Genomic DNA, 25508 nt, shown 5'->3' on the forward strand with positions numbered 1-25508 from the left:
GTTTATAAGTGTGATTACCCAGTAGCTCTAGAGACTATGTAGTCGATTGTCCTCCTAATGGTCTCCATGACCTGCGGTGGTAGTTTGGGCTCCTCTATGCTGAGGAACCCCTTGATTATTGCCGCGCGGGCTTCATCCTCGGAGAATCCCTTACTTAAGAGGTAGTTAATTAACTCCTCTCCCACCTTACCTATCGCTGCTTCATGCGTTAAGACGGCCTCAGGAGTTGATGAGCTTATCTCAGGCTTTGAGTCTATAATGGCCTCGCTACTTTCTAGGAGCCCTAAACACTCTATATGCCCTTTCGAAGGTCCCACTCTGCCTTCAATTCTAGACCTAGCGTATATGGTCGAGCTTCCTCTACCTAGGTTTCTCGAGATTATCTCTCCCGAAGAATTTCTGCCGTTGAGTGCTATGGCTGACCCAACGTCGTAGACTCCGTTCTTCTCTCCGATTATCACGGAGTTTAGAGTGGCCCTAGAGTCTTCATGCAAGAGGACAGTCGGGTACGTCTGCAGGGACTCTACTGGAGAGTATATCACGTAGTAGCTGACATACTCTCCGCCTTCAGAGACCTCTACAGCAGTTCTCGGCCTGACGACCATATCAGGGGCCCATGCGTGTATCATTGCAAACGTCAATTTGCTATTCTTACCTACGTAAAACTCAGAAACTCCTATGTGGAGGGAGTTGAGGGGTTGGTCAGGCACACCACAGCCCGTGATAAGGTTTAACTCCGCGTTATCATCCACAATCACTATGTTGTGTATCAGTTGCGCATAATTTCTCCTGGTTATGAAAAGACATGTGTAGATGGGTTCCTTAAGTTTGACTCCCGCAGGAATGTATATGAAGTATCCTGACTCCCTCCCGTAGAGGTAGGTAGCGGCCGTGTACTTGTCTCTGTCGGGGCTTACAAGTCGCCAGGAATACTTGCTAGCCCATTCAAGCTTCTTGAGTGCCTCACTGGTCGGTAACACTATAGCGCCGTGCTTGACGAGCTTCTCACTCATTGCCCTGGCGACGGCGGATTCGTTCACCTGAAGGTATTCAGCCTTCCTGAAGGTCTCTCTGCCAAGGCCTAATCTGTCTGATATTCTCTCTGTCGTAACATCGCTGAAAGCCCCCGTCTCTGCAGGAGCTATATCGAATCTACTTAGATCTACATCCGGTCCGTAGGGTGACGGTTTATTGAGCGCCTTAACCACATTCTCTCGGTTCACCCTGACTCACCTAGCGATTAATTGCGTCAAAGCCCCGGAGAACCCATGCCTCTCTATGAGGGGTACTACCTCGTCGTAGATGCCTGAATACATCATGGTGCCTCCATACAGCATGTGCACGGCGCTAATCTGCTCTCTCAGCAGTCTGAGCATGTGGAGTGAATGTGTAACTAGTATTATCGAGGATCCCCTATTTAGGGCGATCTTCAGAGCCTCTGACATGTTGTTAAGACTCTCTATATCCACGCCGCTGTCGGGCTCGTCCAACATAGCCACTTTAGGGTTTGTTAACAAGGTTAGAAATGTTTCTAGCCTCTTCCTCTCGCCGCCACTCATTTTATCAAACAAGTACCTACTGAAGAGATTCTTGACCTCCAGAACCTCGGAAAGCACCTCTACATACCTCCTGTCAGCATTGAACCTCCTGATCAGCTCCTCCACAAACCTCTCAGTCATCACGCCTTTAATGGCAGGAGGTAACTGGTAAGCCAGTATGATGCCCTTCCTAGCCTTCACATATGGAGGTTCTTGAGTTACATCTGAGTTCATGAAAAATACCTGCCCCTTAACAACTTCATATGGTTTAAGGCCCATCACAGCATTTAAGAGTGAGGTCTTTCCAGAACCATTAGGTCCTATGACCACATGCAGTTCCTTCAGACCTACGGTCAAGTTGATGTTTGACAAGAGTTTGCGCTTGCCAACCGACACATCAACGTTCCTCAGCTCGAGCATCGCCAACACTCTATTTAATAGGGTTTTCTGCCCTTATTTACCTTAACATAACGATCGTGAATGATGTTAAACCATTAAACTTCGTCCTTTATGGTGGAAAGGTGTATTTAAGTTGGTTTGACACTTCAATACTATATTGAGGTATCTGGGGGTTGTTGGTAGTTTACGACTCGAAACACAGGCTACACCTAGACCCCTCCCGTAGACACCCGGAGGATCCATCTAGAGCAGTTAAAGTTCTTGAAGCTTTAGCGAAGTCAGGGTTCTCCACTCAGATGAACTTTACAGAGCTCTCTGAGCCAGAGTTAGAAGTCCTCATATCGGTTCACGACGCCGGGTATGTAGAGTATATACGGAGGGAGTCCGCCAAAGGCTTTCACTACATAGACCTGGACACATATGTTACCGAACACACCTACTCAGTGGCAGCGTCGTACTTAACTACGACATATCATGAAGCTCTAAGATCGCTTGAGAGCGGGGAGCTAGTGCTGGTGATTCCTCGTCCCGGAGGGCATCACGCGGGCAGATCGGGGAGGGCCTTAGGAGCGCCGACGTTAGGATTCTGCATATTTAACTACGTAGCCGCAGCAGCCATAGCTTACTTAAGGCGCGTCAATAAGGTGCTGATTATAGACTTCGATGCTCATCACGGTAACGGCACGCAGGAGATCTTCTGGAGTGATGGAAGAGTGGTTCACGTGGACTTACATCAGGATGGAATATATCCTGGAACAGGGGACGCGATGGATGTGGGTTCTGGAGCAGGGGCTGGTAAGATGATTAACATTCCTCTCCAACCCAATGCTGGCGATGAGACATTCATGTGGGTCCTTAGTGAGATTATAGCGAGAATTGTGGAGGTGTTCAAACCAGATGCCATAGCCGTTTCAGCAGGGTTTGACGCTTACTTAGGAGATCCCCTTACATCGTTAGCCGCTACCAAAATCACATACGGAAACATTGGTGCTTACTTAGGAGAACTTCTAGCTAAGGGTGTTACAAGGAGCGTGGTCAGTGTAGTCGAGGGAGGCTACGGCGATGGTCTAGTAGCAGGTCTCCTGAGCTACATTGGTGGCCTGCTGTCTCGATGTAGACACCCTGATAACATCAGAGCCGTTCCAGAAGGGTTGAGCAAAAGAACTAGAGATTCCTTGAGAGCTAACATGAGCAGATATTGGGGTATCGACATTAGTTTTTAAGCCGTTTACGATTTCAAGCGTTTGGGGTCAGCCTGTCTCCCCTGAACGTAAGGCCCTCACCGGGACTGTAAACGCTTATACGATACTTCTGACAGGTTTAAACCTAGTTAGCGTATTATAGGGTAAGAAGCTGTTAAGCGATCTATTAATAGGGTAACCTGTATTGACTTATAGCTATTCTATCCATTCGCAATCTCTCTAAAATCCTCAGAGGGACCTGTAGAGATATCTGCACTATTCCAGGTAGTCTGCCCACCTCCACAGCACCGCTGACCGTAACCCTGTTCCTTACCTCCTCAATACTCATTCCGAGAAGGTTAGAGGCTCTTTCGAAACCTCTTACGACTGCCTCATTTATCGTTGGACCGGAACCTATTACCTGAAGAGGTGCTACTGGTTCTACGTCTATCTTTAGTTTCTTGGCTAAACTTAAAACATTCTCCCACTCATCCCTCCGCCACGGCTTGGCCAGCGGCGGCAGGTCATCCTCTGGAGGCAGGAGCACAGGCCCGCTAAGCTTTAGATTTTTAATCACAGAGACCTCAACCACGCTTCTTGCAGCAACGTCTGTTGTGTGGCCTGCTACCTCACCGTCCCCCTGCATAGCATGAGCATCACCCGCGTAAACCCCTCCACCGTCAACTTTAACAGGGGTTATTAGGACAGCTCCCTTCCTGACCGAGTCCACGTCTAAATGCCCGTCAGTCAGTTTGGTCTCATAATCCTCCTTAGTTATTGAGTACGGGTGCGGCGCATTCACAAGAAACCAGCCGAAGTCACCGGCGTTATGTGAATCAGGGATATCTACAGCGGGTACGCTACCTAGCTGACCTAGAAACGGCTGTATTCTAGTCGCTAAACCCACAATATCGCTCTTACCCAAGACCAACACCGGAACCTGTTTGGAGTTCTTAGGAAGGGCGCTCCAGTCAGCAGCGTTCCTGGCTATCTCCTCTGCAAGCCTCTTGTTGACAGTGATTCCCACACCAAGGCTTAAGTCGAAGAGCATGGTATATCCGTTGGACATGGTGAACGGCGATGCAGGTGCTCCGCACTTTCTACATTTAACAGCGTTGTCTCCTAAGCCGTCAACGTAGTATTCAGGCCACGGCTCATTACACGATGGACACTTCTTCATCACGTAGGGATCCCCGACGTAAGTCCCTGACCTAGGACTGTCAATGCCTGACGCCGTCGCCTTAGAAAGAACCTCTATACTCGCAACCCGGAGTACTAATGCGTCACCAACCCTAGCACCCTCAACCGCCACTGGAATGTTTACCTCGTGTCCCCCTCTGAGGTTCGGTGTTATCATCGGCCCCCAACAGCCTGGAGCGGTGATGAAAATTATTTGCCCCCCGTCAGCAACGGGTCCTATCATTTTGGTGTGCGGTCCTATAATCCCGTTTGTTTGAACATCGTTGTAAATCTCCCTCTCGGCACCCATACAAACCACCAATTATAAGTATCGTCTACGGAGTATATATGATTGTACGTGTTAAGGTTTCAGGAATTTTATTCATCTAAATCAAAGCTTCATCTACGACAACGTTTATTCTAGCGCGTACCCGATGTTCAGTACTCTTTAGGATACTGCTTTAACAACCGCTTTAATTATCTTGTTGTACCCTGTACACCTGCATAGGTTACCTTCTAAGTACTTCTTGGCGTCGTCCACCGATCTTATCTTCCCTTTAGATAAGGCCGCGTAGGCGGTAAGCAGGAATCCTGGTGTGCAGTACCCGCACTGGACGGCGCCCTCACTGACGAAACTGTCGACAAGTTTCTTGAACTCCTGATCCTCTTCAAGACCCTCTACGGTAAGGATCTCAGATCCCTCAACCTGAGGCGTTAGTATAAGGCATGAAGTTACTGGGTCTCCATTCAACAGGATTGTGCACGCTCCGCACTCACCTTTCTCACATCCTCTTTTGACACTCCTCACGTTCAGCTTAAGTCTCAAGGTGTCAAGAAGTATCTCGTTAGGTCTTGCCTCGACTTCGACCTCCTCTCCATTAAGCCTAAACTTGACCAACACTTCTAACCACCTCCGACCCAACCCGATCTCCTAAGGGCTCTGATTAGAGCGTCCCTAACCAAGACCTTGGACACGTGCCTCCTATACTCTGCAGAGGCTCTAACATCGCTTATCGGCATAATATCCTTCAGAACCAGTTCTGATGCTTCCTCCACCCTCTCTCTCCTTACTGCATTCCCAACTAAGAAGGACTCAACGCTTCTCGCTCTCACTGGAGTTGGCGCTACCGAATTGAGTGCCACCCTAACATCCTTGAATCTCTCGTTAACAACCTTAACGGCTACAGCCACGGAGACCACTGACAGCGTGAAGGCATTTCTTCTACCCAGCTTGATGTAGGAATATGCTCTGGTTAATTCCTCATCGTAAGGTACCTCCACCTCACACAATAACTCAGAACTCTGAAGAGCCGTCTTCCTAGGTCCTGTGATTAGTTCTTCTATTTTTATTGTTCTTGTTTTTTGTTTGCTTGTTAGTTTTGCTTTTGCTTCGTGTACTAGTAGTGGGGGTGCTGAGTCTGCTGCTGGGGATGCGTTGCACAGGTTACCGCCCACAGTAGCCATACACCTAACCTGCCAGGAACCTAACTCGGAGAGAGCTTCGGTGAGGAGGGGCGCCTTAGCCTTAACCACGGGCGACTCCACGACTTCCTGCACCTTAGTCAGAGCTCCTATGCGGATCTTATCCCCATCATCGATTATGTAACGAAGATCCTTAACACCGGACATATCTAGAATTACTTTTGGTCTACACCTACCGACCTTTAAATCGACTAGGAGGTCGGTACCTCCTGCCAGGATCTTAGCCTCCGGCCCGTATTGACTGAGCAACTGTAACGCTTCATCTAGGTTTGAAACCCGTATATACTCCACCTCAGGAATGCTGTAGAACATTAATCCATCACCTACTCCAGCCTACCCAGTACTTTAAGAATGTTTTCAGGCGTCAAAGGCAACCTAGTTATGTTGGCATTCAGCGCATTCGCCATAGCGTTGGATAGCGAGGCAGGCATTGGTATCAATGCCATTTCACCGACGCCCTTAGCTCCGAAGGGGCCGTACTTAAATATGTCTTCCACGTAAATCGGCTTAGCTACTTCAGGCACGTCTTTAATCGACGGTATTACGTAGTCCGTTAAGTCCGCGTTGATCACCCTTCCCCTACTATCGAACACTAACTGCTCCATGAGGACGTAACCCATTCCTTGAACGACTGCACCCTCGACCTGCCCCTCAACCTGTTGCGGGTTTATTATCCTTCCGGCCGCTAGAGCTGGCCACACCTTAAGCACTTTCACCTTACCGGTCCAGGTATCGACCTCGACCTCACTTACGACCGCTATGTAGCTGTAGGCTGGGTAGGCGACTCCCTGCCCTGCAGCGTCGTCAAACCTCCCTTTAGGCAGGAAGAAGTACCCGGTAGCGCTTAACTCAACCCCCCTGGAGAGCGCCTCCTTGATTAAATCCCTCCAGGAGATATATTTGGCGGGATCTCCTTTGACTTGGGCCTTCTCATCCTTAAGTATGATTTCCTCAGGACTTACACCTAGGATTGAGGCTGCGAGGGAGGTCAATCTCTCCCTTAACCTCGCAGACGCCACTAAAACGCCTATGCCGCCTATGCTAGTACCCCTCGATGCGTGGGTTGCGCCAGAGTCAGGCGCGTCAGTGCTACCGAAAACTACCTTGACGTAGTCTGAGTGGATGCCAAGAACCTCACACACCATCTGAACATGTGATGATGTAGGCGACCCCTGCCCTATCTCCGTGATGCCCGTATATAGAGTTACTGAGCCGTCCTTCTCAACTTTTATGTAGGCGTTAGACCAGTCGGGAACCCCTCTTGAAGTGCTTATTCCATGCCAAGCAACACCTATCCCAATACCCCTCTTGAACCTGTCACTACGTTCGTTGAACTTCCTATACTCTTCGCGCTTTCCCTTCCACCCTGCTACCTCCGCCACCCTTCTAACCGCCTCACCTACACCTACGGAGTGATCCAGTAACTGTCCTGTAATGGTTTGCTTACCAGGTTCCAGAATGTTAATTAACCTGAACTCAACAGGATCCATACCTAGCTTCTCCGCCAGCAGATCCATCTGCCTCTCAACAGCGAACTGTATTGAAGCGTTTCCAAAGGCTCTAAACGATCCCTCATACACTTTATTAGTGTACACCGCATAACCATCTATCTTAGCGTTGAGGACTTCGTAAGGTCCTGACGCATGCATAGTGGCCCTCCACAATATGAAAGGCGATCTATTAGCATAGGCACCCGTATCATGAACTATTGTGACATCAATAGCTTGAAGCTTACCGTTCCTATCGGCACCGCTCTTATACCTTATAATGGTCGCTTCCCTCTTTGGATGTATGCATATTGATTCTTCCCTGCTGTACAGTAGGAAGGCAGGTTTTCTGGTTAGGTACGCCGCCAACGCCGCTTTAGCAGCCACTAGAGGCCCTTCATCATCCTTACCTCCAAAACCCCCACCTACGTAGGGAACTACCACCTTAACGTGACTTGATGGCACGCCAAGCACTTTAGCGGATATATCTCTCGCTAGGTGCGGGTATTGTATGCTACCCACTATCGTTATCCTACCCTCGAGATCCGGAATCGCCAGAGCTGCCTCAGTCTCTAAATAAGCGTGATCCTGATGGTGAGTTCTGTATTCATTCTCAACCACTACATCGGATTTGCTGAAACCGTCGTTCACATCACCTCTTACTACCCTAGTTTTGAAGGCTATGTTCGATCCCGTATTTTCGTGTATCAACACATTGTTCCTCATGGATTCTAGGGGATCGAGTACATACGGCAACGGCTCATAATCAACTCTAACCTCCTTCACAGCACTAAGCGCTCTCTCATGATCTGATGCAACCACCAACGCTATCACCTCACCGACATACCTAACCTTCCTCTCAGCAAGTAGCGGCTGATCAGGCAACGCATACCCGACTTGATTAACTCCGGGGATATCGCTGGATGTAATCACTCGGCAAACGCCCGGAGCTCTAAGAGCTTCAGAAGAGTCTATGCGTTTAATCAACGCGTGCGGCTCTGAGCTGAGAACTTGCTTTACAAAAAGGACCTCACTAGTTAGATAGTCCTCAGTGTATTTAACCCTCCCCAACGCTTTGTTCAAGGCGTCCACTCTGGCAACGTTCTTACCTACAACTAGGAACTCCTTAGTTTCAAGCCATTTACTTAACAGTTTGTGTGGATCCTCGACCGAAAATCCCATCTAGGATTGCCCCTAATTAAACTCACTACCTATTAGTTAAAAACTGAGATCTAGTTGAGGACTTCGGGCTTCATGCCATTTGATGTTGTTTAGTATCAGTCCTTGACTTCACGGATCTCGAGGGCTTCCTTCATTGAAAACCACGTCATCGTACTTCACCTGTTCAGAGCGACTCCAACCCACAGCCCCTCATCAAGCCCCTCGGGTCTTCATTACACAACACCTACACCGTGGGCAGGAGATCTCAAGAGCAATTAAACACCAACTATCATAGACCTTATACGAAACCTAAAACAGTGGCGTGAGGTACTGCTATGCATTCGGGAATCGTTTACTCAGTCCTTTTAAGCCAGACCCCGACAGGTTTCTCGCTTAGAAGGCCCCCTCTAACCACTAGATGTCCTCTAATGACTACATGCCGTATCTCACCTTGAAACTCCCAACCAAGATAGGGAGTGACCCTATTCTTGTATCGTAGCCACTCCTCAGTAACCCTCGTGCGTCCTCTAGGATCCACAATCACTAAATCTCCATCGCTGCCCACTCTCAGACCTCCCTTGCGGGGCCATAAACCAAAGAGCTTTGCTGGGTTCTCGGACATTAGCTTTGGTAGCACAGTTATTGGTAGCTCACCCTTCAAGGCCAAGTCAAGAAATACTAGAAAGAACGTCTGAACTCCGGAAATCCCAGCAGGCGCCTCCCATATGTTCTTCAACTTCTCCTCCCTAGCATGCGGTGCATGATCTGATCCCAGAGCGCTGATCACGCCTTCCTTAATAGCTCTCAGCAGGGATTCTCTGTGTGTCCTACCCCTTATGGGTGGGAACACCTTAATTAGTGCACCGTACTTGACATAATCATCGTTGGTGAAGGTTATGTAGTGCGGACACACTTCACCGCTAACTTTGACGCCGTCAGCTGCTGCACGTCTAATCAGTTCTACTGCCTCGGTTGATGCGACGTGAGCTATGTGCGCCCTCCCGCCAGTTCTCTTTGACAGAATAATTAACTTCAATATCGACATCTCCTCAGTGATGGGCGGTCTTGAATCCTCGTGTATCCGTAGATCCGATCTCCCGGAGGTTGCTATTCTCTTAGTGAAGAACTCGACCAGGGACCTATCTTCGGCATGGAACATCAGAGTTAGCCCAAGCTGGGAGGATTTAGCAAGTATTTCGTAGAGGGTTCCCTCACTGGGTGAGGGTAAATCACCGACCGTGGGTCCCATATACACTTTAAAGCCAACAGCTCCTGCACCAACCATATCCTCAAGCTCGTGTGAGTTTGAGTCATGAAGCACACCATGGAGTGCGAAGTCAACCCAAGCTTTACTCTCAAGTAGCTTTGCCTTATTAACCAACTTACTTGAATTCTCAACAGGCGGCAGGGTGTTTGGGTGTTCAATAACGGTCGTGACACCGCCGACCGCGGCCGCTGAGGTCCCGTGTGAAAAATCCTCCTTATACTCCAGCCCTGGCTCCCTCATATGCACGTGCTCGTCAACCACTCCTGGGAAAATAAGCAAGTTGCTGGCCTCCAGAACCTCTTCAACTTCTGCTTGAGTAAGGTTATTTCCTATTGCTGTTACCTTACCCTCCACTATCTTAACATCCGCTCTGAGAAGGCCGTCAGGAGTTACAAGCGTGCCTCCTTTAACCAGCAGGCTGGCTCCATAACTCAATTTAAGACCCTGTATATATTGAGGTGAGATTAAATAAAGTTAAAAATAGTTGCCACCCTATAGTTATGTGGACTGATTTAATTGAGTGTTAAGATCACGTTCCTCAACTCCAAGACGCTTAGGAGAGACGGTGTCCCTAAGGTTAGGGGATCTCTCAGGTTTGTCAATGATTTGAAGATTCCGGGAATGCTTATAGGTAAGATCGTCAGAAGCCCGTATGCGTTTGCCGACATAAAGAGTTTCGACGCCAGTGAAGCTGAGAAGTTAGGCGCTGTAGTCATAACCCCCGCCGATGTTCCGCAGAAGCTCTTTAACCCTAGGCTGGTTAGCGTGAACGAAGTAACGTTCAAGGATCACGTAGTCCTGACTAAGAGACCAAGATATGTTGGCGACCCGATAGCTGCCGTCGCCGCTCCGACTGAGGAGCTGGCCCAGAGGGCCGCTGAATCCATTCAGATTAACGTAGAGAGGGTATATCGGCCAGTGCTTGACCCTTTTGAGGCTATGAGTCCTGCGGCGCCTCTAATACATGATAAGATCATGAAAGGAGACGAGTTTGTTAACGTCAAGAACAATATCGCAGCCGCCCTTGACTATTCAGAGGGCGACGTCGACGAGGCATTCAGGAAGGCTGATGTGGTGGTCGAGAGATTTTTTAAAAGTGGTAGGAGGTATCACATGCAGCTAGAACCTAAGGCAGTTCTTTGTGTTCCCGAGGACGATGGTAGGATAACTATATACGCAACAACGCAGACAATCCACAATACCCGGATTCTCATACATCAAATATTCGACATACCCTTAAGTAGGGTGAACGTGGTTAAGATACCTTTAGGTGGTAGCTTCGGTTCAAGCATACAGACCAATGTACTCATTCCCATAGCGGTGGCGCTATCTTTAAAATCTGGGAGGCCTGTTAAGATAGCCTACTCCAGAGAAGAGGACATGTTAGATCACTCCAACTTCACGTTCTTTTTCAGGATCAAAGTGGGCGTCAAGAATGATGGCACTCTCGCAGGTGCAGAGTTTGAGAACATCCTTGATGTAGGGGCCCATCAGATACAGCCTTACCCATTGCTGGGAACATCTTTAGGGTGGTTCATGTCCCTCTATAAGTGGAGGAATGTTAGGTACGTGGGCAGGGCCGTCTACACCAACAAGGTGCCTGGCTGTGCCTTAAGAGGTTACGGCGCGCCTGAAGTGACCTGGGCGGTTGAGGTTCTTATGGACGAGCTGGCTGAGATGCTGGGTATTGACCCGATAGATCTACGGCTGAAGAACTATGTCGGTTTAGGAGACGTGTTCTGGGGTCAAGGACCAACCGTGAAGACCGTCATTAAGTCGGATGGTGTTCCAGAGTTACTTATGAGGGGTAAGGAGCTCATAGGGTGGAATGCGAGGGGGAGACCTGAGGATAAGGGAGGTAGGTTCAGAAGGGGTGTGGGTGTCGGCAGAGGCTTCCACACATCTGGTGCTGGAGGTCCGATATCGGGTGAGGTGATCGATTATTCAGGAGCGGTCCTCAAGCTGAACGAGGACGGGACTCTCGACTACATAACAGCCCTTCAGGATCATGGTGGGGGGACTCTTGATGCTCACATCAAGATAATAGCTGAGGAGTTAGGGGTTCCTCCCGATATGATAAACTTGTCGACTGCCTCCACGGAGAATACTCCATATGATGTATGTACCCACGCTTCAAGAGGTACTTACGTTGGGGGCGAGGCGGCTAGGAGAGCGGCTCAAATAGTGAAGCAGAAGGTGCTCGAATATGCGATCAGGCTTCTGGGAAGGGTGGTTAGTCCTGAAGCTTTGCGGATCAAGTATGATGAGGAATTGAGGCAGGCCGTGGTGTTCGTGGAGGGTTTGCCGGACGTTAAGATAACCTTGAAGGATCTAGCTAGAGCAGCATGGCAAAGGAACTGGGGCACCATAGCGGCTGTCACGACCTATAGGGCCACCTCAGCACCGCCAAGCTTCACAGTATACTTTGTTGAGGTCGAGGTCGATACCTGGACCGGTAAGGTGAGACCTGTTAAAGTAGTTGCTGGGGCCGACGTGGGGACCCCTATTAACAGGGACCTTGTTGAGGGCCAGCTTCACGGAGGCTTCGCCATGGCTTGGGGCATGGCTTTCGTGGAGGACACTCCATACGATCTAGAGACAGGCGAATTGCTCAGCAAGGGGTTTATGACGGATTACAAGGTAGTTACTGCACAGGATATCCCGCCGTTGGAGGACTTCAAGGTGGTGATCGCCAATACTTACGAGCCCACAGGCCCGTTCGGAGCTAAGGGATTGGGTGAGGCTGCTATGAATCCTGCGGTAGGAGCCATAGCTAACGCTGTGTACAATGCGGTAGGGGTTAGGATCTACGAGCTACCGATGACTCCGGACAAGCTACTCAAGGCCATTAAAAGCAGGGGGAGGTGATGTATGTGACCTTCAACTCCAGACCCGCCCCAGTGAACCTAAGGAATACGCGCATAATTCCTTTCAACTTTCAATACTTCGAGCCTGAGAGCCTCGATGAAGCGTTGCAGTTGCTCAGCCAATACGGGCCAGAGGCTAAGATCCTGGCAGGAGGTACCGACCTCCTAGTCAAGATGAAAATGCGAACGGTTGTACCTAAGTATATAGTAAACATCAAGCGGATCAGTAGGTTAAGGTATATAGTCATGGATGGCGAATTGTTACGGATAGGCGCCCTGACGACATGGCGTGACTTAGAAAAATCAGAGCTGGTTAGAGAGGAGGTGCCGGCACTTCATGACGCTGCCAAGAGCATGGGTAGTGTGCAGGTTAGGTGTATGGCTACTGTGGGCGGTAACCTGTGCAATGCATCCCCAGCAGCAGACTCAGCACCCCCACTACTAGTACACGAAGCAAAAGCAAAACTAACAAGCAAACAAAAAACAAGAACAATAAAAATAGAAGAACTAATCACAGGACCAGGGAAGACGACGCTGAGGTCTGATGAGTTACTCGAGGAGATCATAATACCTAGGAGAGGGAAGGGAGGGTCTTCCTTCATTAAGATAGGCAGAGTTGCCGTGGATTTAGCCATAGCAAGCGCGGCAACTTATGTGGTCGTTGAAGACGGGGTTGTGAGTGAGATTAGGGTGGCCTTAGGCTCCGTGGCTCCAAAGCCCATCAGAGCCAGGGGATGTGAGGCTATGTTGAAGGGAAGGAAGATTAACGATGATGTGCTTAGAGCAGCGTCTGAGGCAGTAGTCAGCGAGGTGAGCCCTATAGATGATGTTAGGAGTTCCGCTTGGTACAGAAGGGAGGTCTCCAAGGCTCTAGTTTATGACTCGCTGGTAAGGTCTTTAGCCAGGGCTAGGAGGTGAGAACTATGGTAAAGATCTCGTTTAAGGTTAACGGCAATGTGGTGTCGCTTGACGTCAACCCTAATGAATTACTAGTGAATGTCTTGAGGGATAGGTTGGGCTTGACCGGAACGAAATACGTATGTGGTGTGGGTGAATGCGGGGCATGCACGGTATTGGTCGATGGTGAGCCTACACTCTCCTGCCTAACACTTGCTGTAGAAGTCAGTGGGAAGGAGGTGACCACCATTGAGGGATTGTCTAGGGAAGGTGAACTAAGCGAGGTGCAGAGGGCCTTCATTGAAGAGGGTGCTGTCCAATGTGGATACTGCATACCAGGGTTTGTGGTCATGAGTGAATATCTGCTCAAGGAGAAACCAACACCGACTGAGGAGGAGATCAAAGAGTACCTGAGGGGTAACTTGTGCAGATGTACTGGATACATCAACATAATCAAGGCTGTCAAGAAGGTTGCGGAATTAAGGACGCAATCCTAGCATTCTAGCACACAGATCTTATTAGGGCATTTGGATCCTCAGCGTATTTGAATTTCACTAATACCGCACAACTTAAGCTAGCCGGCAATATCTGAACATAGACTTGCCCAACACGGGCCTTTAGTCAGTAACCACAGCGTATGACTTATTAATAAGCTAAGTCAGGTATAATTCCAAGGGCATCAGCGTGGGGCTTACGTCAACGCACGCTAAAGTGAGGGGAATTGTAAACCTAATGATGTACTTGGTAGACGTGGTGATCCTAGCAACTCTAGGCATCATGATAGTCATAACTCTATACTACCTTGTAAGGGATTTGGGGCAACTCGTATCCTACACCTCAACAGTAAATGAGCTAAAGCTGATTGTTGACTACATACTACTGCTCTTCATATTTTCGGAACTCCTTAGAAGCGTCCTGGCTGTGAGGGGTGAGGAGTATCTACTAGCGTTAATGGAGACGGCGGCGGTTATAGCTATTAGGGAGATATACATATCGGTAATCTCGAAAACTACTGTGGACCTCTTTGTCAGTAGTGTTTCCCTAGTAGCGGTCATACTGGCCCTCTGGATCGTTAAAACTAGAGTCTACGTTAAGAGAGTACGAGAGCAACGGATTTTGGCCTCCTAGAATTTTCCTTCTTAACCTACGTCCTTCAGGCTTTTAGAGTTAGAGGACGAGGGTTGTTCAATGCTACGCATTGATTTCCATTTTTTAACCTTAACACGTTCTAACAATAGGTGGTTCTAACTTGGTCAGACTTCTTCTGATTAAGGGTCGCGAGCTTGAGGAATTGCTTAAGCCTGAGGTACTGATACCTGAGATCGAGCAGGGATTCATTAAATTTTCGCGGAATGAAACCGTAACCCCCTCCAGGACGGTTATGTGGGTTGAGGGCAACTGGTGGGGTGTCATGCAGTCATACGTACCTGGCTACGGAGTGGGTGTGAAGGTAGTTAGTTTAATACCTCAGAATCCTGGTAGAGGGCTACCTACCATACAGGCTGTGGTGGCCTTATTCGACGCAGTGACCGGAACTCCCGTGGCAGTTGTGGAGGGCGGCATCCTGACGGCTCTGAGAACTGGTGCAGCAAGTGCGGTTTCGGCGAAATACATGGCTCCTAGGGAGTCAGGACCTGTAGGGATAATAGGGACGGGCTTTCAGGCAAAGCAACAACTCAAGTTTATAGCCTCCGTCTACAAGACGGATGACGTGATAATCTATGACGTAAGAGGTGAGGCGATGAAGTCCTTTAAGGCTTGGGCTATGGATGCTGGGTTCAGAGTCATGGAGGCCTCTTCACATGAGGACCTAGTGAGAAGATCTAGGGTCATTGTTGAAGCGTCCACGACCAAAGAGCCCGTGATCTTTGGCAGGTGGTTAGGTAGGAATCAACATGTTGTGAGCATAGGTGCTCACGCGAGGGACCATAGAGCGCTAGATGACGGTGCAATAACTAAATTCAGTAAAGTCGTAGTTGACTCTAGGAAGGCAGTACTTGAGGAGACTGGTGACATACGAGTGCCGATAGAACGAGGTCTCATAAGGATTGATGACGTGGCTGAATTAGGTGAGGTGGCTTCAGGCATTAAGAAAGGTCGTGAGGGTGATGAACTAACCTTATTTAAGAGTGTAGGTCTGGCAATACAGGACGTGTGTGCAGCCGCCCTCGCCTACAAACTCGCCAGAGCCAGAGGCTTAGGTACTGAGGTGGAGCTCTAACTACCTGAGCCTAGGCTTAAGTTATTTTAAACTCCTTCAAAAATTCTTCTAAAGCCTTATGTAGGCGTAACAGTCTCTCTTTGAACTCTTCAGGTAAGGCAGTTAGATCACCCCTCCCATGCATCATTCTGTAAGCCTCGATAAACTCAGACAATATGCCTGCCGATTTCGTCGCGTGAGGGAGCGTCTCTTTAGCGAGGGTTTCGAACCCCCTCTCAGTTATCCTGTAGATAACCTTCCTACCACTCACGACAACCTTGTTCACAAGCTCCTCACGGGTCATCTCGTTCAGGGTTCTGTACAAAGTCCCTATAGACGGCCTCCACACGGACTGAGTCACGTAAACAATCCTCTTATATATTCCATAACCATGAAGCTCTACCTCAGTAGCTAGGACAGCTAAGATTAGGTGTCTGAGCACCTGCGTCCTTCTTCTTCTAGCCACGCTAACACCCGCCGCCTGACGATACCACATATATATTTAGAGAACCCTAATAAGGGCATTGCGTGGCTTAGGCTGTACTATAGCTTATTAAGCCTGGCTAAAATATATTCCTAAAGAATATAGCAAACGTAAAAATAGGTGCCACAGGTGGCTTGGACATCAGCAATCACGATCGAAAGATACAGAAACGAGATAGTCAACGGCCCCATAGTTAAGACGTTACTGTGGTTAGGGTTTCCGTTAATGATTGTACAGCTCGTTAACGTTTCATATAACGTTGCCGACGCTTTCTGGCTGAGCAAGTATAGCGACGTGGCTATGGCCGTCCCTAGGCAGGCGTGGCCGCCCTTCACGTTTTTCAACGCCTTCAACATGGCACTTTCGACAGCTAACATGGCACTCTTATCCCAGTATATAGGCGCCAGGAGATATGGAGGGGCTAGTGATGTGGCATCCAGGTTCTTCACAGTCACAGCGATCACCAGCCTCATGTTTGGCATTACGTACTTTATGCTAAGGTATTACCTGTTCACTTACGTCATCAGAACTCCGCCTGAGATATTTGACGAAGTTATGAGCTACTCTGGAATAATCTTCATGGATCTAATACTGTCTGGCTTCTCAATAACTTACTCAACCATCCTTCAGTCAGTCGGTGACACAAGGACCCCAGCAGTCGTTGGGGGGATTTCAGCACTAATCAACATAGTCTGGGATCCCTTCCTCATATTGGGTATGCCGCCCTTCCCAATGATGGGGGCTACCGGGGCTGCAATAGCCACAGTCCTCTCGAGGCTTGTTGGAGTAGCCACGCTGATCTACTTGACAAAGCGTAAGTTCCCTGACTTGAGGATAGCTTTTACCAGCAATATCGATAGGTACTGGATCTCCAGAAACTTACGTATAGGCGGGCCTGTCTACGTATTCCACGCCTCCAACAGCGTCGCTTTCATGCTTCAGAATGCGTTAATCAACTCGTTCGGAGTGATCGCCACAGCGGCTGCCGCGATAGGGTTCATAGTTATGGACATAGCGGACGCAGTGATGTGGGGTTTAACAATGCCGACAGCCATAATGATCGGCCAGAATCTCGGTGCCGGTAATATCGGTAGATCCAGAAAGATAGCATACAGAGCCACCCTATCTGTAGGCTTACTGACTGCAGCAGGGGCGTTTGCGGTGTTTACCGTTAGGAGGGAACTTATCCAGGTTTTCACTGTGGATCCCCTCATATTTAGAGAGGCAATGCTGTTTCTTGAGACCTTCATCTTCAGCCTACCGTTCTTCACCATGTTCTTCGTAGGCATGTCTGTGGGCAGGGGATCTGGACATACCACAGTACCAACGGTCATAGGCATGGTTAGATTATGGGGTGTCAGGATAGGTCTGGGTTACTTGCTATCCTACGTTATGGGCCTGCAATCTTACGGGATCTGGCTTGCAATGGCTTTAAGTAACATAATCAGCGGTTTAGGCTCCGTTGCGTGGGTTAAGTACGGGAATTGGGCTAAGCCAGTGATAAGGTGAATATAGGTTAGTCACCTCAAAAAACTCTCAAGTAGCTCATGAACAACTGCATGGACTTGAATCCAGCTATAGTCATCGTGAACCTTTCATCACTACCTTAAATTGTTTACATTCAATATTTTGTTATCAGAACAATAAAAATCCTTAAAGGTAATTCATTTATGGAGGATATTTGAATGAAGCCGGTCTTGAGTAGTACCAGGACCTACCATCCATCAGAGGTGAAGGCGTATGGGTTGGAGGAGATATAGCCATCGCTTAGAGCACGGGTCCTTCGTGCAACCACATACTTTAGAGAGCCCTGATTGGGTGTTTAGAGGTTGCTACTGGAGGTGGCAGACTACAAAAACGCTAGAAACCTTGAGTAGGGAGGATGAGGTAAGGTATCTGGAGGAGTTAAGAGCCTTTCTTCAGGAACAGATAAAAAATGTGGAGGATAGGTTAAGTAGGCTGAAGGATAGTCCATAGATGCTATGCGATCTTTGAGGAGGTGTCTTGATCTACGGTTTTTAGTCCACGTCGTAGATGTATCTTTGGTATGTTTGATGTCAGTGCAGGTTGATGAGCTAGGAAGGGTCGCCCTGAGGATCTATGTCTACCTTCTAGAGTCTAGCGAGCCTAGAGGTGTGAGGGAGATCGCTAGAGCGCTAGAGATCCCGGTGAGCAGTGTTTACTACCATCTCAAGAGGCTTGAGGATTTGGGTTTCATCGGTAGAAGGGGGGATGGGTACGTGATAACTAGGATGGTTACATTAGAGGGCTACGTGCTCCTTGGCAGAAAGCTCATACCGAGGCTTGCAATATACTCTTTATTCTTTCTAGGCATAGCCCTGGGTGAAGTGCTCGTGATAGCGACCACAAGCCTGCTCGACGTCGACAGGGTTTTACTAATAGCCTCATGCGCCCTGGCTTTCATATTATTCACTGCTGAGGCATTAAATATGAGGTCCAGGCTCAGGCTTTCTTAGGCTGGGATTGTGCAATAGCTCCCCACTGTTTCATAGGCTACCGTGTTCTAATGTTGGAACAGCCCCGTTTCAACTGTAGAGTTATCTAGTCTCTAGTTGGTAGATATAGTTGAGGTGATGCGTGTGAATCGAACTACATTCGTGCTAGTGGCCCTCGTGATCCTTACTATAGGGATCTCGTTACCCCTAGCCTCGAACACCATGTTCACTAACGTGCTCAACTACAGCCAAACAACCACTCAGACCATCTACAGATACCTAACAGGCGTTTCCAGCGCGCAACAGGCTGACTTGAAGCTAGTAAGTGTGGAAGGGTTGAGGAGTTTCAACAGCTATGAGGAGCTCTCACAGTATCTAAAAAACGTGAGTAACTTGAACGCGTTGACCGCTCGTCTGTCCAACCCGTACACCAGGTATTCCACGTACTTGAGGGGGGTGCCGAATACATTAGCTTCAGCCACCCTGACAGCCACTCCTGCCTTCGAGGCTTTTCCCTCCAAGGACGCGTCTCAAGGCTCCTCAACCACCAGTGTCTCTAAAACCAACGTGCAGGTTGAAGGGATTGATGAATCTGATGTGGTCAAGACGGACGGCAAGGTGATCACAGTTGCTTCCGGAAGTAAGGTGCATGTAGTGGGGATCGCTGAGAAGAGGGTTTTGAGCACGCTTAGTTTTGACGAATACGTCACAGGCCTCTTCCTCTATGAGAACGAGTTGATAGTCTTGACAGAGAGCCAAGGCGCTCCATACCCATTGAGGGCTGAAGCGGAATGCAGGTGCCTCATAGTTCCTCCGGGGATTTCCAACATCACGGCATACGTGTTCAGCATTAGTGACGCCAGCAAACCTGCCTTACTAGGTAAAGTCACCATAACCGGGAGTCTGCTCAGCTCCAGGCTTTCGGGCAGTTACCTCTACATCGTGACTAACATGCCGTTCAGTGAACCGTCCGTTCCTTTAGTAAATAATGCGCCGGTATCTCTAAAGTCCCTGGTCGCTGTTGACCGAAGCCCTAACTCATACACCGTGATAGTAGCGCTGAGCCTGAAGGACCTAAGATACGCAACGTACTCATTTATCACCGGAGGTGGTAGCTGGCTCTACATGTCCCGTGAGAACCTCTACGTAGCTCAAGGAAGATCCTACAACGTAGTTGAGGCTTACCTATCCACGCTTGAGGCCTTCATGAAATATTTACCTGGAGAAGTAGCTAGTAAATTATCGCAGATTCTCAGAGAGGGCCGTGTAGAGGATGGGATAAAGGTGGTTGAGACGCATCTGTCAGGACTACCTGAGGAGGATCGTAAGAATCTGCTTGCATTAGTGACTGAAGAGGTCAACACTAAGGTTAAGTCTGAAATTACTGCATTCTACGTCTTCAGCATAGATGGCCTTGAGGTGAATTTAAGGGGGTCGTTTGAGGTTCCAGGCAACCTGCTTGATCAGTTCGCGATGGAAGAGATGGGGAATTACTTCATAGTAGCTACGACCAGCAACAATTACTCGGTTAGAGTAGTGTACGAACCCATCTTCAGGTATTACACACTCAAGGAGACGCAAGGACCTCAAACAATTGAGGTAGAGGAGTGTAGAGGTGGAGTATGCACGACAAGGAAGGTCACTGTCCCGGCTTCGGAAGGGACTCCCCGGATCCCTAGTGAATATACTGAGCCCAGACTGCTGGTATCAGTGTATTCTGCAGGTGAAACCAGCAATAATGTGTTCGCAGTGGAGCTGAAGTCATTGCAGGTCGCAGGATCTCTCAGAGGACTCGCCAGCGGTGAGAGAATATACTCGGCCAGACTGATGAAGAACGTCTTCTTCCTAGTTACCTTCAGGCAAGTCGACCCACTGTTTGCGATCGACCTCTCCAACCCAGAGACCCCAAAGGTTCTTGGATACCTGAAGATACCTGGCTTCAGCGAGTACCTGCACCCACTACCTAAGGATAGGCTACTCGGCATAGGTATGGAGGATTCCAAACTCAAGATTTCGCTCTTCGATGTGTCAGACCCAACGAACATGAAGGAGGTAGCGAGTGTAAAAATATCTCCCGCGTGGACGCCGGCACTCAATGACCATCACGCAGTAACAGTGCACCTAGATAGAAGCCTACTCTTCATACCTGTCAGCGGTTACGCCTGGTCATATACGTCGGGTGGAATGCTCGTGGTAACCTACAACAACGATTATCTGGCGGTGAAGACGCTGCTACAGCATGAGAATGCTGTCAGATCAGTTTACGTGGGTGACGAACTGTACACAGTCTCGGCGAACTTGATTAAGGTATTCAATATAGATTCCTTGGAGAAGCTGGGCGAGATACCGCTAGTAGAAAAGTAAGTAGTTGCTCACGTTTTTATACTTTAATATTACTAAAAACATTACGTGGGGTAATTAGGAACTACAGGCGGTAGTTTAGCTTTCTTGCTGTACCACCTGTTGAGAATCATGTGCAGTAGTATGAGCAGCACAAAGCCTATCAGCAACAGGATTAACGGATTAGAGAATCCTGCGGCTAGGAGTGCGTAGAGCACTATGCCCACGAACCCTGCCGTCACAGCATATGGTAATTGAGTTGAGACGTGGTCTATGTGGTCGGCTGCGGAGAACATTGATGACATTATCGTTGTGTCACTTATGGGTGAGCAGTGATCACCGAAGATGCCTCCCCCGAAGACTGCGCCTATAGAAGCGAATGCGAGCATGTAAGCCATGTTGATGTCGTTAGGAAACTGCAGTAGGGCTAACTGCCAAGCCATAGGCATCGCTATCGGCATCATCACACCGAATGTCCCCCAGCTTGTTCCTGTGGTAAATGATATGAACATGGAGACCACGTATATTATCAGCGGGACTAACAACGCCGAGAGTCCTACAGCTACAGCGCCGTGGATTGTGTAGTCAGCGGTGCTTATAGCATCTGTGGCCGATTTGATGCACCACGCATGAAGTAATATAGTGTTGGGCAGGACCATGAGGTACATCCCCCTCACCGTCTGTTTCATCACGTCCCTGAAGCTCATGATCCTCCCGAAGAGTATCCATGCGAACGTCACAAAGTATGTAGCCATACCAGCCCAGAAGAGAGCCTTAGCAGTGTCAGCGTTCATTAACGCGTCCACAAAGGGCGTCTCCCAGAACCTGGATAAATTCTCAGCCCCCGTTCCCCACATGCCGAAGAGGGTCATTATAACTAGGACCAGCATAGCCACTGCGAATAGCCAGCCTGAGGCGAGCTTTCTGGACTTAGGCTCAGCACCCAAAACCTCCTCCGTCGGCAACAGTGGAGTAGCCCCGTCCCTAAGTACCTTACCCTCCTTAACAGCCCTATGTTCTGCGTGCAACATAGGACCGTAATGCCTTCTCGTTAGAACCACTAGAAATACCATCAAAATAGCAAAGATGGAGTAGAAGTGGTATGGAACTGCATTCAGCCACATGAAGTATGCCTCGTAGGCAGGCGCCGCACTTACAACCCCCTGCTCTGCCTGCATCCTCAATGTATCTATGGAGTCTTTTATCAGACTTACTTCATACCCGATCCAGGAGGACACGAGCGCTATCCCCGCGACAGGGGCTGCCGTTGAGTCGACTATATAGCTGAGCAGCTCTCTACTGACTCTCAACTGATCTGTAACAGGTCTCATGGAGTTACCGACTATAACCGTGTTCCCGTAGTCATCGAAAAACACAGCGACTCCCAGGAGTGAAGCCGCCGTGCTCGCGCCCTTGGCGGTCTTGATTCTCTTGGAGATCGCTCTTGCAGCTTCGTGTACTGCGCCTGACGCGTATAGGAGACCCATAAAGGCCCCTAACACGAAGTCGTAAAGTAATATCGCGGCGTTCCAAGAGTCCGTTGCGTTTTTTATATACCAGTCAATCAACTGGACCGTAGCTCCTAGAGGGTTGTAGCCAGCCACCATGAGGCCACCTATCCAGACACCGGCGAATAACGCTGGTATGATCTCACCAGTGCTCATCGCCAGGGCTATGGCGAGTATAGGAGGCAGTAGCGGGAACGTTACGTAGGGAAATCTCTTCTCCTCAGGCATGAACTCAGCGTTCGGCGGTGCGTACGCAATTAGAGCGATTATAATTACCAGAACGACTACGACCCACTTGATGATATTTCGATTCATTTCACAGTCACCAGACTACATACAATATAAGTATAGTGGGAGGACCTTAAAAACTTTGTTATTATATAACATCTAGAATATATTAAAAATGCGGATGTACGAGCTTTAAGCCTTACTTAATTCTGAGGTACTCTTAATGCGTCAACACGTTATAGGTTTAGATTAAGTAGAGTGGAAGGCTTAGACACGTTACACCTCCATCGCATTTCCTGAACTCAGACACATCTACTTCAATGACTCTATATCCTGAGCTCCTCAACCTCTCAACAGTTTTAGGGTATCCTTCAGGAAGAAGTATCTTGTTGTCGCCCAGATACAGCATGTTCGCTGCATACGCTTCCTCCAATGGCACGCGGATCTGCATGAACCCTTCAAAAAATAGTGGGTCAACAAGCTCTGGGACTATTGCAACCGCCTTATTTCCTATGTAATTGACTGCTGAGAGTAGGTGAAACACCTTACTCGTAGGAACAGCTATTACCTTATGGTCTTCGAGAAAATGCCTCAGGGCCTCAATGCCAAAGGAATTCGTCCTGGAAGTCATGCCGGCATACACCATGCCAATGTTGGTAATCAGGACGTCTCCGCCTTCAAGCGTCGCCGGCGGCCCTACTCTGTAGGTGGTAAATCCTGCTTTTTTGAGAAAATTCTCCACACTGTCCTCTTCCCCCCTCCTCTTCGCCTCCCCGAATCTCGAGATCAGCGCCTGTCTCTTAGAGGACCTAACTATCGCGGTGTCCTGTACGAATACGGAGTCAGGAGAGCCCTCAAGCTGAGGTAGCGTGTAGACGTGGATGCCTTCTTCACAAAGTATCTTAATGTACTCTTCATGTTGTTTGAGCGCCAGGTTCACATCTAACGTATCTTTAAAAGGATGGGTTGAAACACACTTAGTAAGGTCTTTAGTAGGCGGTCTAACAATGACGGAGTCAAAAAGCCTAGAGCCTGGGGTTCCCTCACCTGCAGGCAACTCACACCAACCCCAATAATTTCATTGCTGACCTAAATAAATGAGTTCGTAATGTTAGATAGACAGGCAATTCAATATTGCTATTCCATAAAGTTAAGTCTTGTTTAGCTTTAATACTTTTCTTAGTTAATTAATGGAGGTGGTATTAGTTTTGCGGGATTCTTCATTTGGTGAGATGAGTAAAGTAGAGAGGGAATACTCCAGAAAATTAATAGACTCTGCCAAGGAAGTTAAGAATGACGTAGTCAGAATAGTTATGGTAGTTGTTGCTCAAGACTCTCTTAAACACTCCATGATTTATGATGCACTGGTAGAGTTGCTTAGGGGGGAGAGACCAGTCATAGACGAGACAGAATTAGTCAGGATAGGTGATGAAATAGAACATCACATAAGAACTGAGGAAGAGATGATAAAGTATTTGAGGGATTCGATAGAAAGTGGGACAAGCAACAAGGCAATTAAGTTCCTTCTAGAGACTCTCCTCAGAGATGAGCTCTATCATCACGCGCTCCTAAAAAGGATCTACGAGATGATCATACGCAAAGAGGCCTTCACTGAGAGCGATTTATGGGGGCTTATATGGAAAGACGTGATCTTTCACGGAGCACCTGGCGGTTAATCCCTCGCCTTGATGAAAATGTGAAATGTTGACGTGTTAAGGCTGATTTATCAGCTTTGATTCAAAAGACTATAAATAGGTGTACTTAAATGACTTATGAATTAATTAGGAAAGCACACGAGACGGAAGAAAGCGCCGTAAATTCATATATGCATGCGCTGAGCGTACTTAGATTACACGGTATGGAAATGCGGGATCTAGAAGAGGTACTTAAAAAAGTAGCTATTGAAACGCTGATTCATAGAGAGTTAATGAACGGGATGTTAAGAGCTTACGATGAAGCACTTAAAAAAGATACTGAAGCATTGAGGAAGTTAAAAGAGATAGAGCCCTCAGCTGAGGAAAAAGCAATATATAATAAAGCTTCTTAAGGATCACTTACTTATAGAAAGTGAGATGATAGACCATTACAAAGAACTGGCTCAAAAAGTTCCACATTTAGTTCTTAGAGATCTGGCAGAAGCTCTTGCCAGGAATGAAGAGGAGCATCACCAACTACTTAGTGATCTCATAAAGAAGTATGAAAAATGAAGGACAGGTCTTGCAGAACTTTATATGGGGAATTTTCGATCCCACTACTAAAATCAAGGCTTCCCTAGTGCATCTTCTGTTTCCCGTCCTAGGTTTTTGTAGGTTTTTCTAGGACGGGTTGTGCCTCTTGCCCTGCGGTTCACCGTGGCTACTAGCCACTCTACGCAGGGGTCATGGACACCGTTCGAGCCCAACGGCACGGGGCTCACATCTAGTTTTAGAGCTATGTTCCATGCTCCTATTACGTCTCTGTCATGGGTGAAACCGCACCTCGTGCACTTCACGAACCTAGGGCTCCAACCTCTCCTCTGGGCATTGCCCGTCATAGGAGATAAGTTGGAGCCGCAGAGAGGGCACTTTCCAGATGTACCTCTTGGGTCTACAAACGATACCTTTACTCCGAACTCTAGTGCTTTCTCCACTACCTGCTTCTGGATGCCTCTGATGGCTGATTGTTTAAGCCTGTGAGCATCTAGTGACTTCAGCCCGTTCTTCTCTAGTGCTCTATCCTGAAACCTCTTGGGAAGCTTCTCCAGAACAACAACAGCTCTCTCCTCCCTAGCTACCTTAATAACGAAAGACGCAACCTTGTTCCTCAAGTCTCTTTTAACGTGCTTCTCCCGTAGC

The 25508-nt window shown here is 48.4% G+C and carries 23 protein-coding genes; 12 read left to right on the top strand and 11 right to left on the bottom strand.

The window, feature by feature from the left end; translation table 11 throughout:
* Positions 1-14: 14 nt before the first annotated feature.
* Positions 15-1223: a SufD family Fe-S cluster assembly protein gene (locus QW772_03985; protein ID MEM0038065.1), complete on the bottom strand. Its 1209-nt coding sequence runs from the start codon at positions 1221-1223 to the stop codon at positions 15-17.
* Between the two features lie 6 nt (positions 1224-1229).
* Positions 1230-1958 (bottom strand): ATP-binding cassette domain-containing protein, encoded by a 729-nt coding sequence (locus tag QW772_03990; GenBank protein MEM0038066.1) that lies wholly within the window; start codon positions 1956-1958, stop codon positions 1230-1232.
* 152 nt (positions 1959-2110) lie between these two features.
* Here QW772_03990 and QW772_03995 point away from each other — a divergent pair, with 152 nt between their 5' ends.
* A complete protein-coding gene (locus tag QW772_03995) occupies positions 2111-3160 on the top strand; it encodes a hypothetical protein (GenBank protein MEM0038067.1) in 1050 nt (349 codons plus the stop codon).
* A 145-nt stretch (positions 3161-3305) separates the two neighbouring features.
* Here QW772_03995 and QW772_04000 read toward each other — a convergent pair whose 3' ends face one another.
* From QW772_04000 to allB, 5 genes are all read right to left on the bottom strand, one after another.
* On the bottom strand, positions 3306-4607 hold the full coding sequence (locus QW772_04000; protein ID MEM0038068.1) for an acetamidase/formamidase family protein: 1302 nt from the start codon (positions 4605-4607) through the stop codon (positions 3306-3308).
* A 138-nt stretch (positions 4608-4745) separates the two neighbouring features.
* The gene (locus QW772_04005) at positions 4746-5198 is read right to left on the bottom strand and encodes a (2Fe-2S)-binding protein (protein MEM0038069.1); all 453 of its coding nucleotides are present in this window, start codon (positions 5196-5198) and stop codon (positions 4746-4748) included.
* A gap of 2 nt (positions 5199-5200) precedes the next feature.
* Complete coding sequence (locus QW772_04010) at positions 5201-6091, bottom strand: xanthine dehydrogenase family protein subunit M (protein MEM0038070.1); 891 nt, start codon at positions 6089-6091, stop codon at positions 5201-5203.
* 11 nt (positions 6092-6102) lie between these two features.
* Complete coding sequence (locus QW772_04015; GenBank protein MEM0038071.1) at positions 6103-8448, bottom strand: xanthine dehydrogenase family protein molybdopterin-binding subunit; 2346 nt, start codon at positions 8446-8448, stop codon at positions 6103-6105.
* A gap of 331 nt (positions 8449-8779) precedes the next feature.
* The gene (gene allB, locus QW772_04020) at positions 8780-10129 is read right to left on the bottom strand and encodes an allantoinase AllB (protein ID MEM0038072.1); all 1350 of its coding nucleotides are present in this window, start codon (positions 10127-10129) and stop codon (positions 8780-8782) included.
* Between the two features lie 81 nt (positions 10130-10210).
* Here allB and QW772_04025 point away from each other — a divergent pair, with 81 nt between their 5' ends.
* The 5 genes from QW772_04025 (at position 10211) to QW772_04045 (ending at position 15679) form a co-directional block, all read left to right on the top strand.
* The gene (locus QW772_04025) at positions 10211-12562 is read left to right on the top strand and encodes a molybdopterin cofactor-binding domain-containing protein (protein ID MEM0038073.1); all 2352 of its coding nucleotides are present in this window, start codon (positions 10211-10213) and stop codon (positions 12560-12562) included.
* Positions 12562-13479 carry a xanthine dehydrogenase family protein subunit M gene (locus tag QW772_04030; GenBank protein MEM0038074.1) on the top strand — a complete coding sequence of 306 codons (918 nt, stop codon included), beginning with the start codon at positions 12562-12564 and terminating at the stop codon, positions 13477-13479. The genes QW772_04025 and QW772_04030 overlap by 1 nt, the downstream gene beginning before the upstream one ends.
* 5 nt (positions 13480-13484) lie before the next feature.
* Positions 13485-13955, top strand: coding sequence for a (2Fe-2S)-binding protein (locus QW772_04035; GenBank protein ID MEM0038075.1), 471 nt, complete (start codon positions 13485-13487; stop codon positions 13953-13955).
* A 235-nt stretch (positions 13956-14190) separates the two neighbouring features.
* Complete coding sequence (locus QW772_04040; GenBank protein ID MEM0038076.1) at positions 14191-14586, top strand: phosphate-starvation-inducible PsiE family protein; 396 nt, start codon at positions 14191-14193, stop codon at positions 14584-14586.
* A 121-nt stretch (positions 14587-14707) separates the two neighbouring features.
* Complete coding sequence (locus QW772_04045) at positions 14708-15679, top strand: ornithine cyclodeaminase family protein (protein ID MEM0038077.1); 972 nt, start codon at positions 14708-14710, stop codon at positions 15677-15679.
* Between the two features lie 16 nt (positions 15680-15695).
* Here QW772_04045 and QW772_04050 read toward each other — a convergent pair whose 3' ends face one another.
* Positions 15696-16124 (bottom strand): PadR family transcriptional regulator, encoded by a 429-nt coding sequence (locus QW772_04050; GenBank protein ID MEM0038078.1) that lies wholly within the window; start codon positions 16122-16124, stop codon positions 15696-15698.
* 147 nt (positions 16125-16271) lie between these two features.
* Here QW772_04050 and QW772_04055 point away from each other — a divergent pair, with 147 nt between their 5' ends.
* The 4 genes from QW772_04055 (at position 16272) to QW772_04070 (ending at position 20962) form a co-directional block, all read left to right on the top strand.
* Complete coding sequence (locus tag QW772_04055; GenBank protein ID MEM0038079.1) at positions 16272-17651, top strand: MATE family efflux transporter; 1380 nt, start codon at positions 16272-16274, stop codon at positions 17649-17651.
* A 231-nt stretch (positions 17652-17882) separates the two neighbouring features.
* On the top strand, positions 17883-18119 hold the full coding sequence (locus QW772_04060) for a DUF5320 domain-containing protein (protein ID MEM0038080.1): 237 nt from the start codon (positions 17883-17885) through the stop codon (positions 18117-18119).
* Positions 18120-18196: 77 nt separating this feature from the next.
* The gene (locus QW772_04065) at positions 18197-18619 is read left to right on the top strand and encodes a winged helix-turn-helix domain-containing protein (protein ID MEM0038081.1); all 423 of its coding nucleotides are present in this window, start codon (positions 18197-18199) and stop codon (positions 18617-18619) included.
* A 117-nt stretch (positions 18620-18736) separates the two neighbouring features.
* Positions 18737-20962: a beta-propeller domain-containing protein gene (locus QW772_04070; GenBank protein ID MEM0038082.1), complete on the top strand. Its 2226-nt coding sequence runs from the start codon at positions 18737-18739 to the stop codon at positions 20960-20962.
* Between the two features lie 41 nt (positions 20963-21003).
* On the opposite strand, the gene QW772_04075 is transcribed toward QW772_04070, so the two are convergent.
* Complete coding sequence (locus QW772_04075; protein MEM0038083.1) at positions 21004-22761, bottom strand: Na+/H+ antiporter NhaC family protein; 1758 nt, start codon at positions 22759-22761, stop codon at positions 21004-21006.
* 157 nt (positions 22762-22918) lie between these two features.
* Positions 22919-23731, bottom strand: coding sequence for an arginine deiminase family protein (locus QW772_04080; protein ID MEM0038084.1), 813 nt, complete (start codon positions 23729-23731; stop codon positions 22919-22921).
* 175 nt (positions 23732-23906) lie between these two features.
* On the opposite strand from QW772_04080, the gene QW772_04085 reads away from it, so the two are divergent.
* On the top strand, positions 23907-24350 hold the full coding sequence (locus tag QW772_04085; GenBank protein ID MEM0038085.1) for a ferritin-like domain-containing protein: 444 nt from the start codon (positions 23907-23909) through the stop codon (positions 24348-24350).
* A gap of 89 nt (positions 24351-24439) precedes the next feature.
* Positions 24440-24721 carry a hypothetical protein gene (locus tag QW772_04090; protein ID MEM0038086.1) on the top strand — a complete coding sequence of 94 codons (282 nt, stop codon included), beginning with the start codon at positions 24440-24442 and terminating at the stop codon, positions 24719-24721.
* 213 nt (positions 24722-24934) lie between these two features.
* On the opposite strand, the gene QW772_04095 is transcribed toward QW772_04090, so the two are convergent.
* Positions 24935-25508: zinc ribbon domain-containing protein (locus tag QW772_04095; protein MEM0038087.1), on the bottom strand; the 574-nt coding region annotated here is incomplete at its 5' end.

This window comes from Zestosphaera sp. (assembly GCA_038727705.1).
In the GTDB taxonomy this organism is placed as follows: Archaea; Thermoproteota; Thermoprotei_A; order Sulfolobales; family NBVN01; genus Zestomicrobium.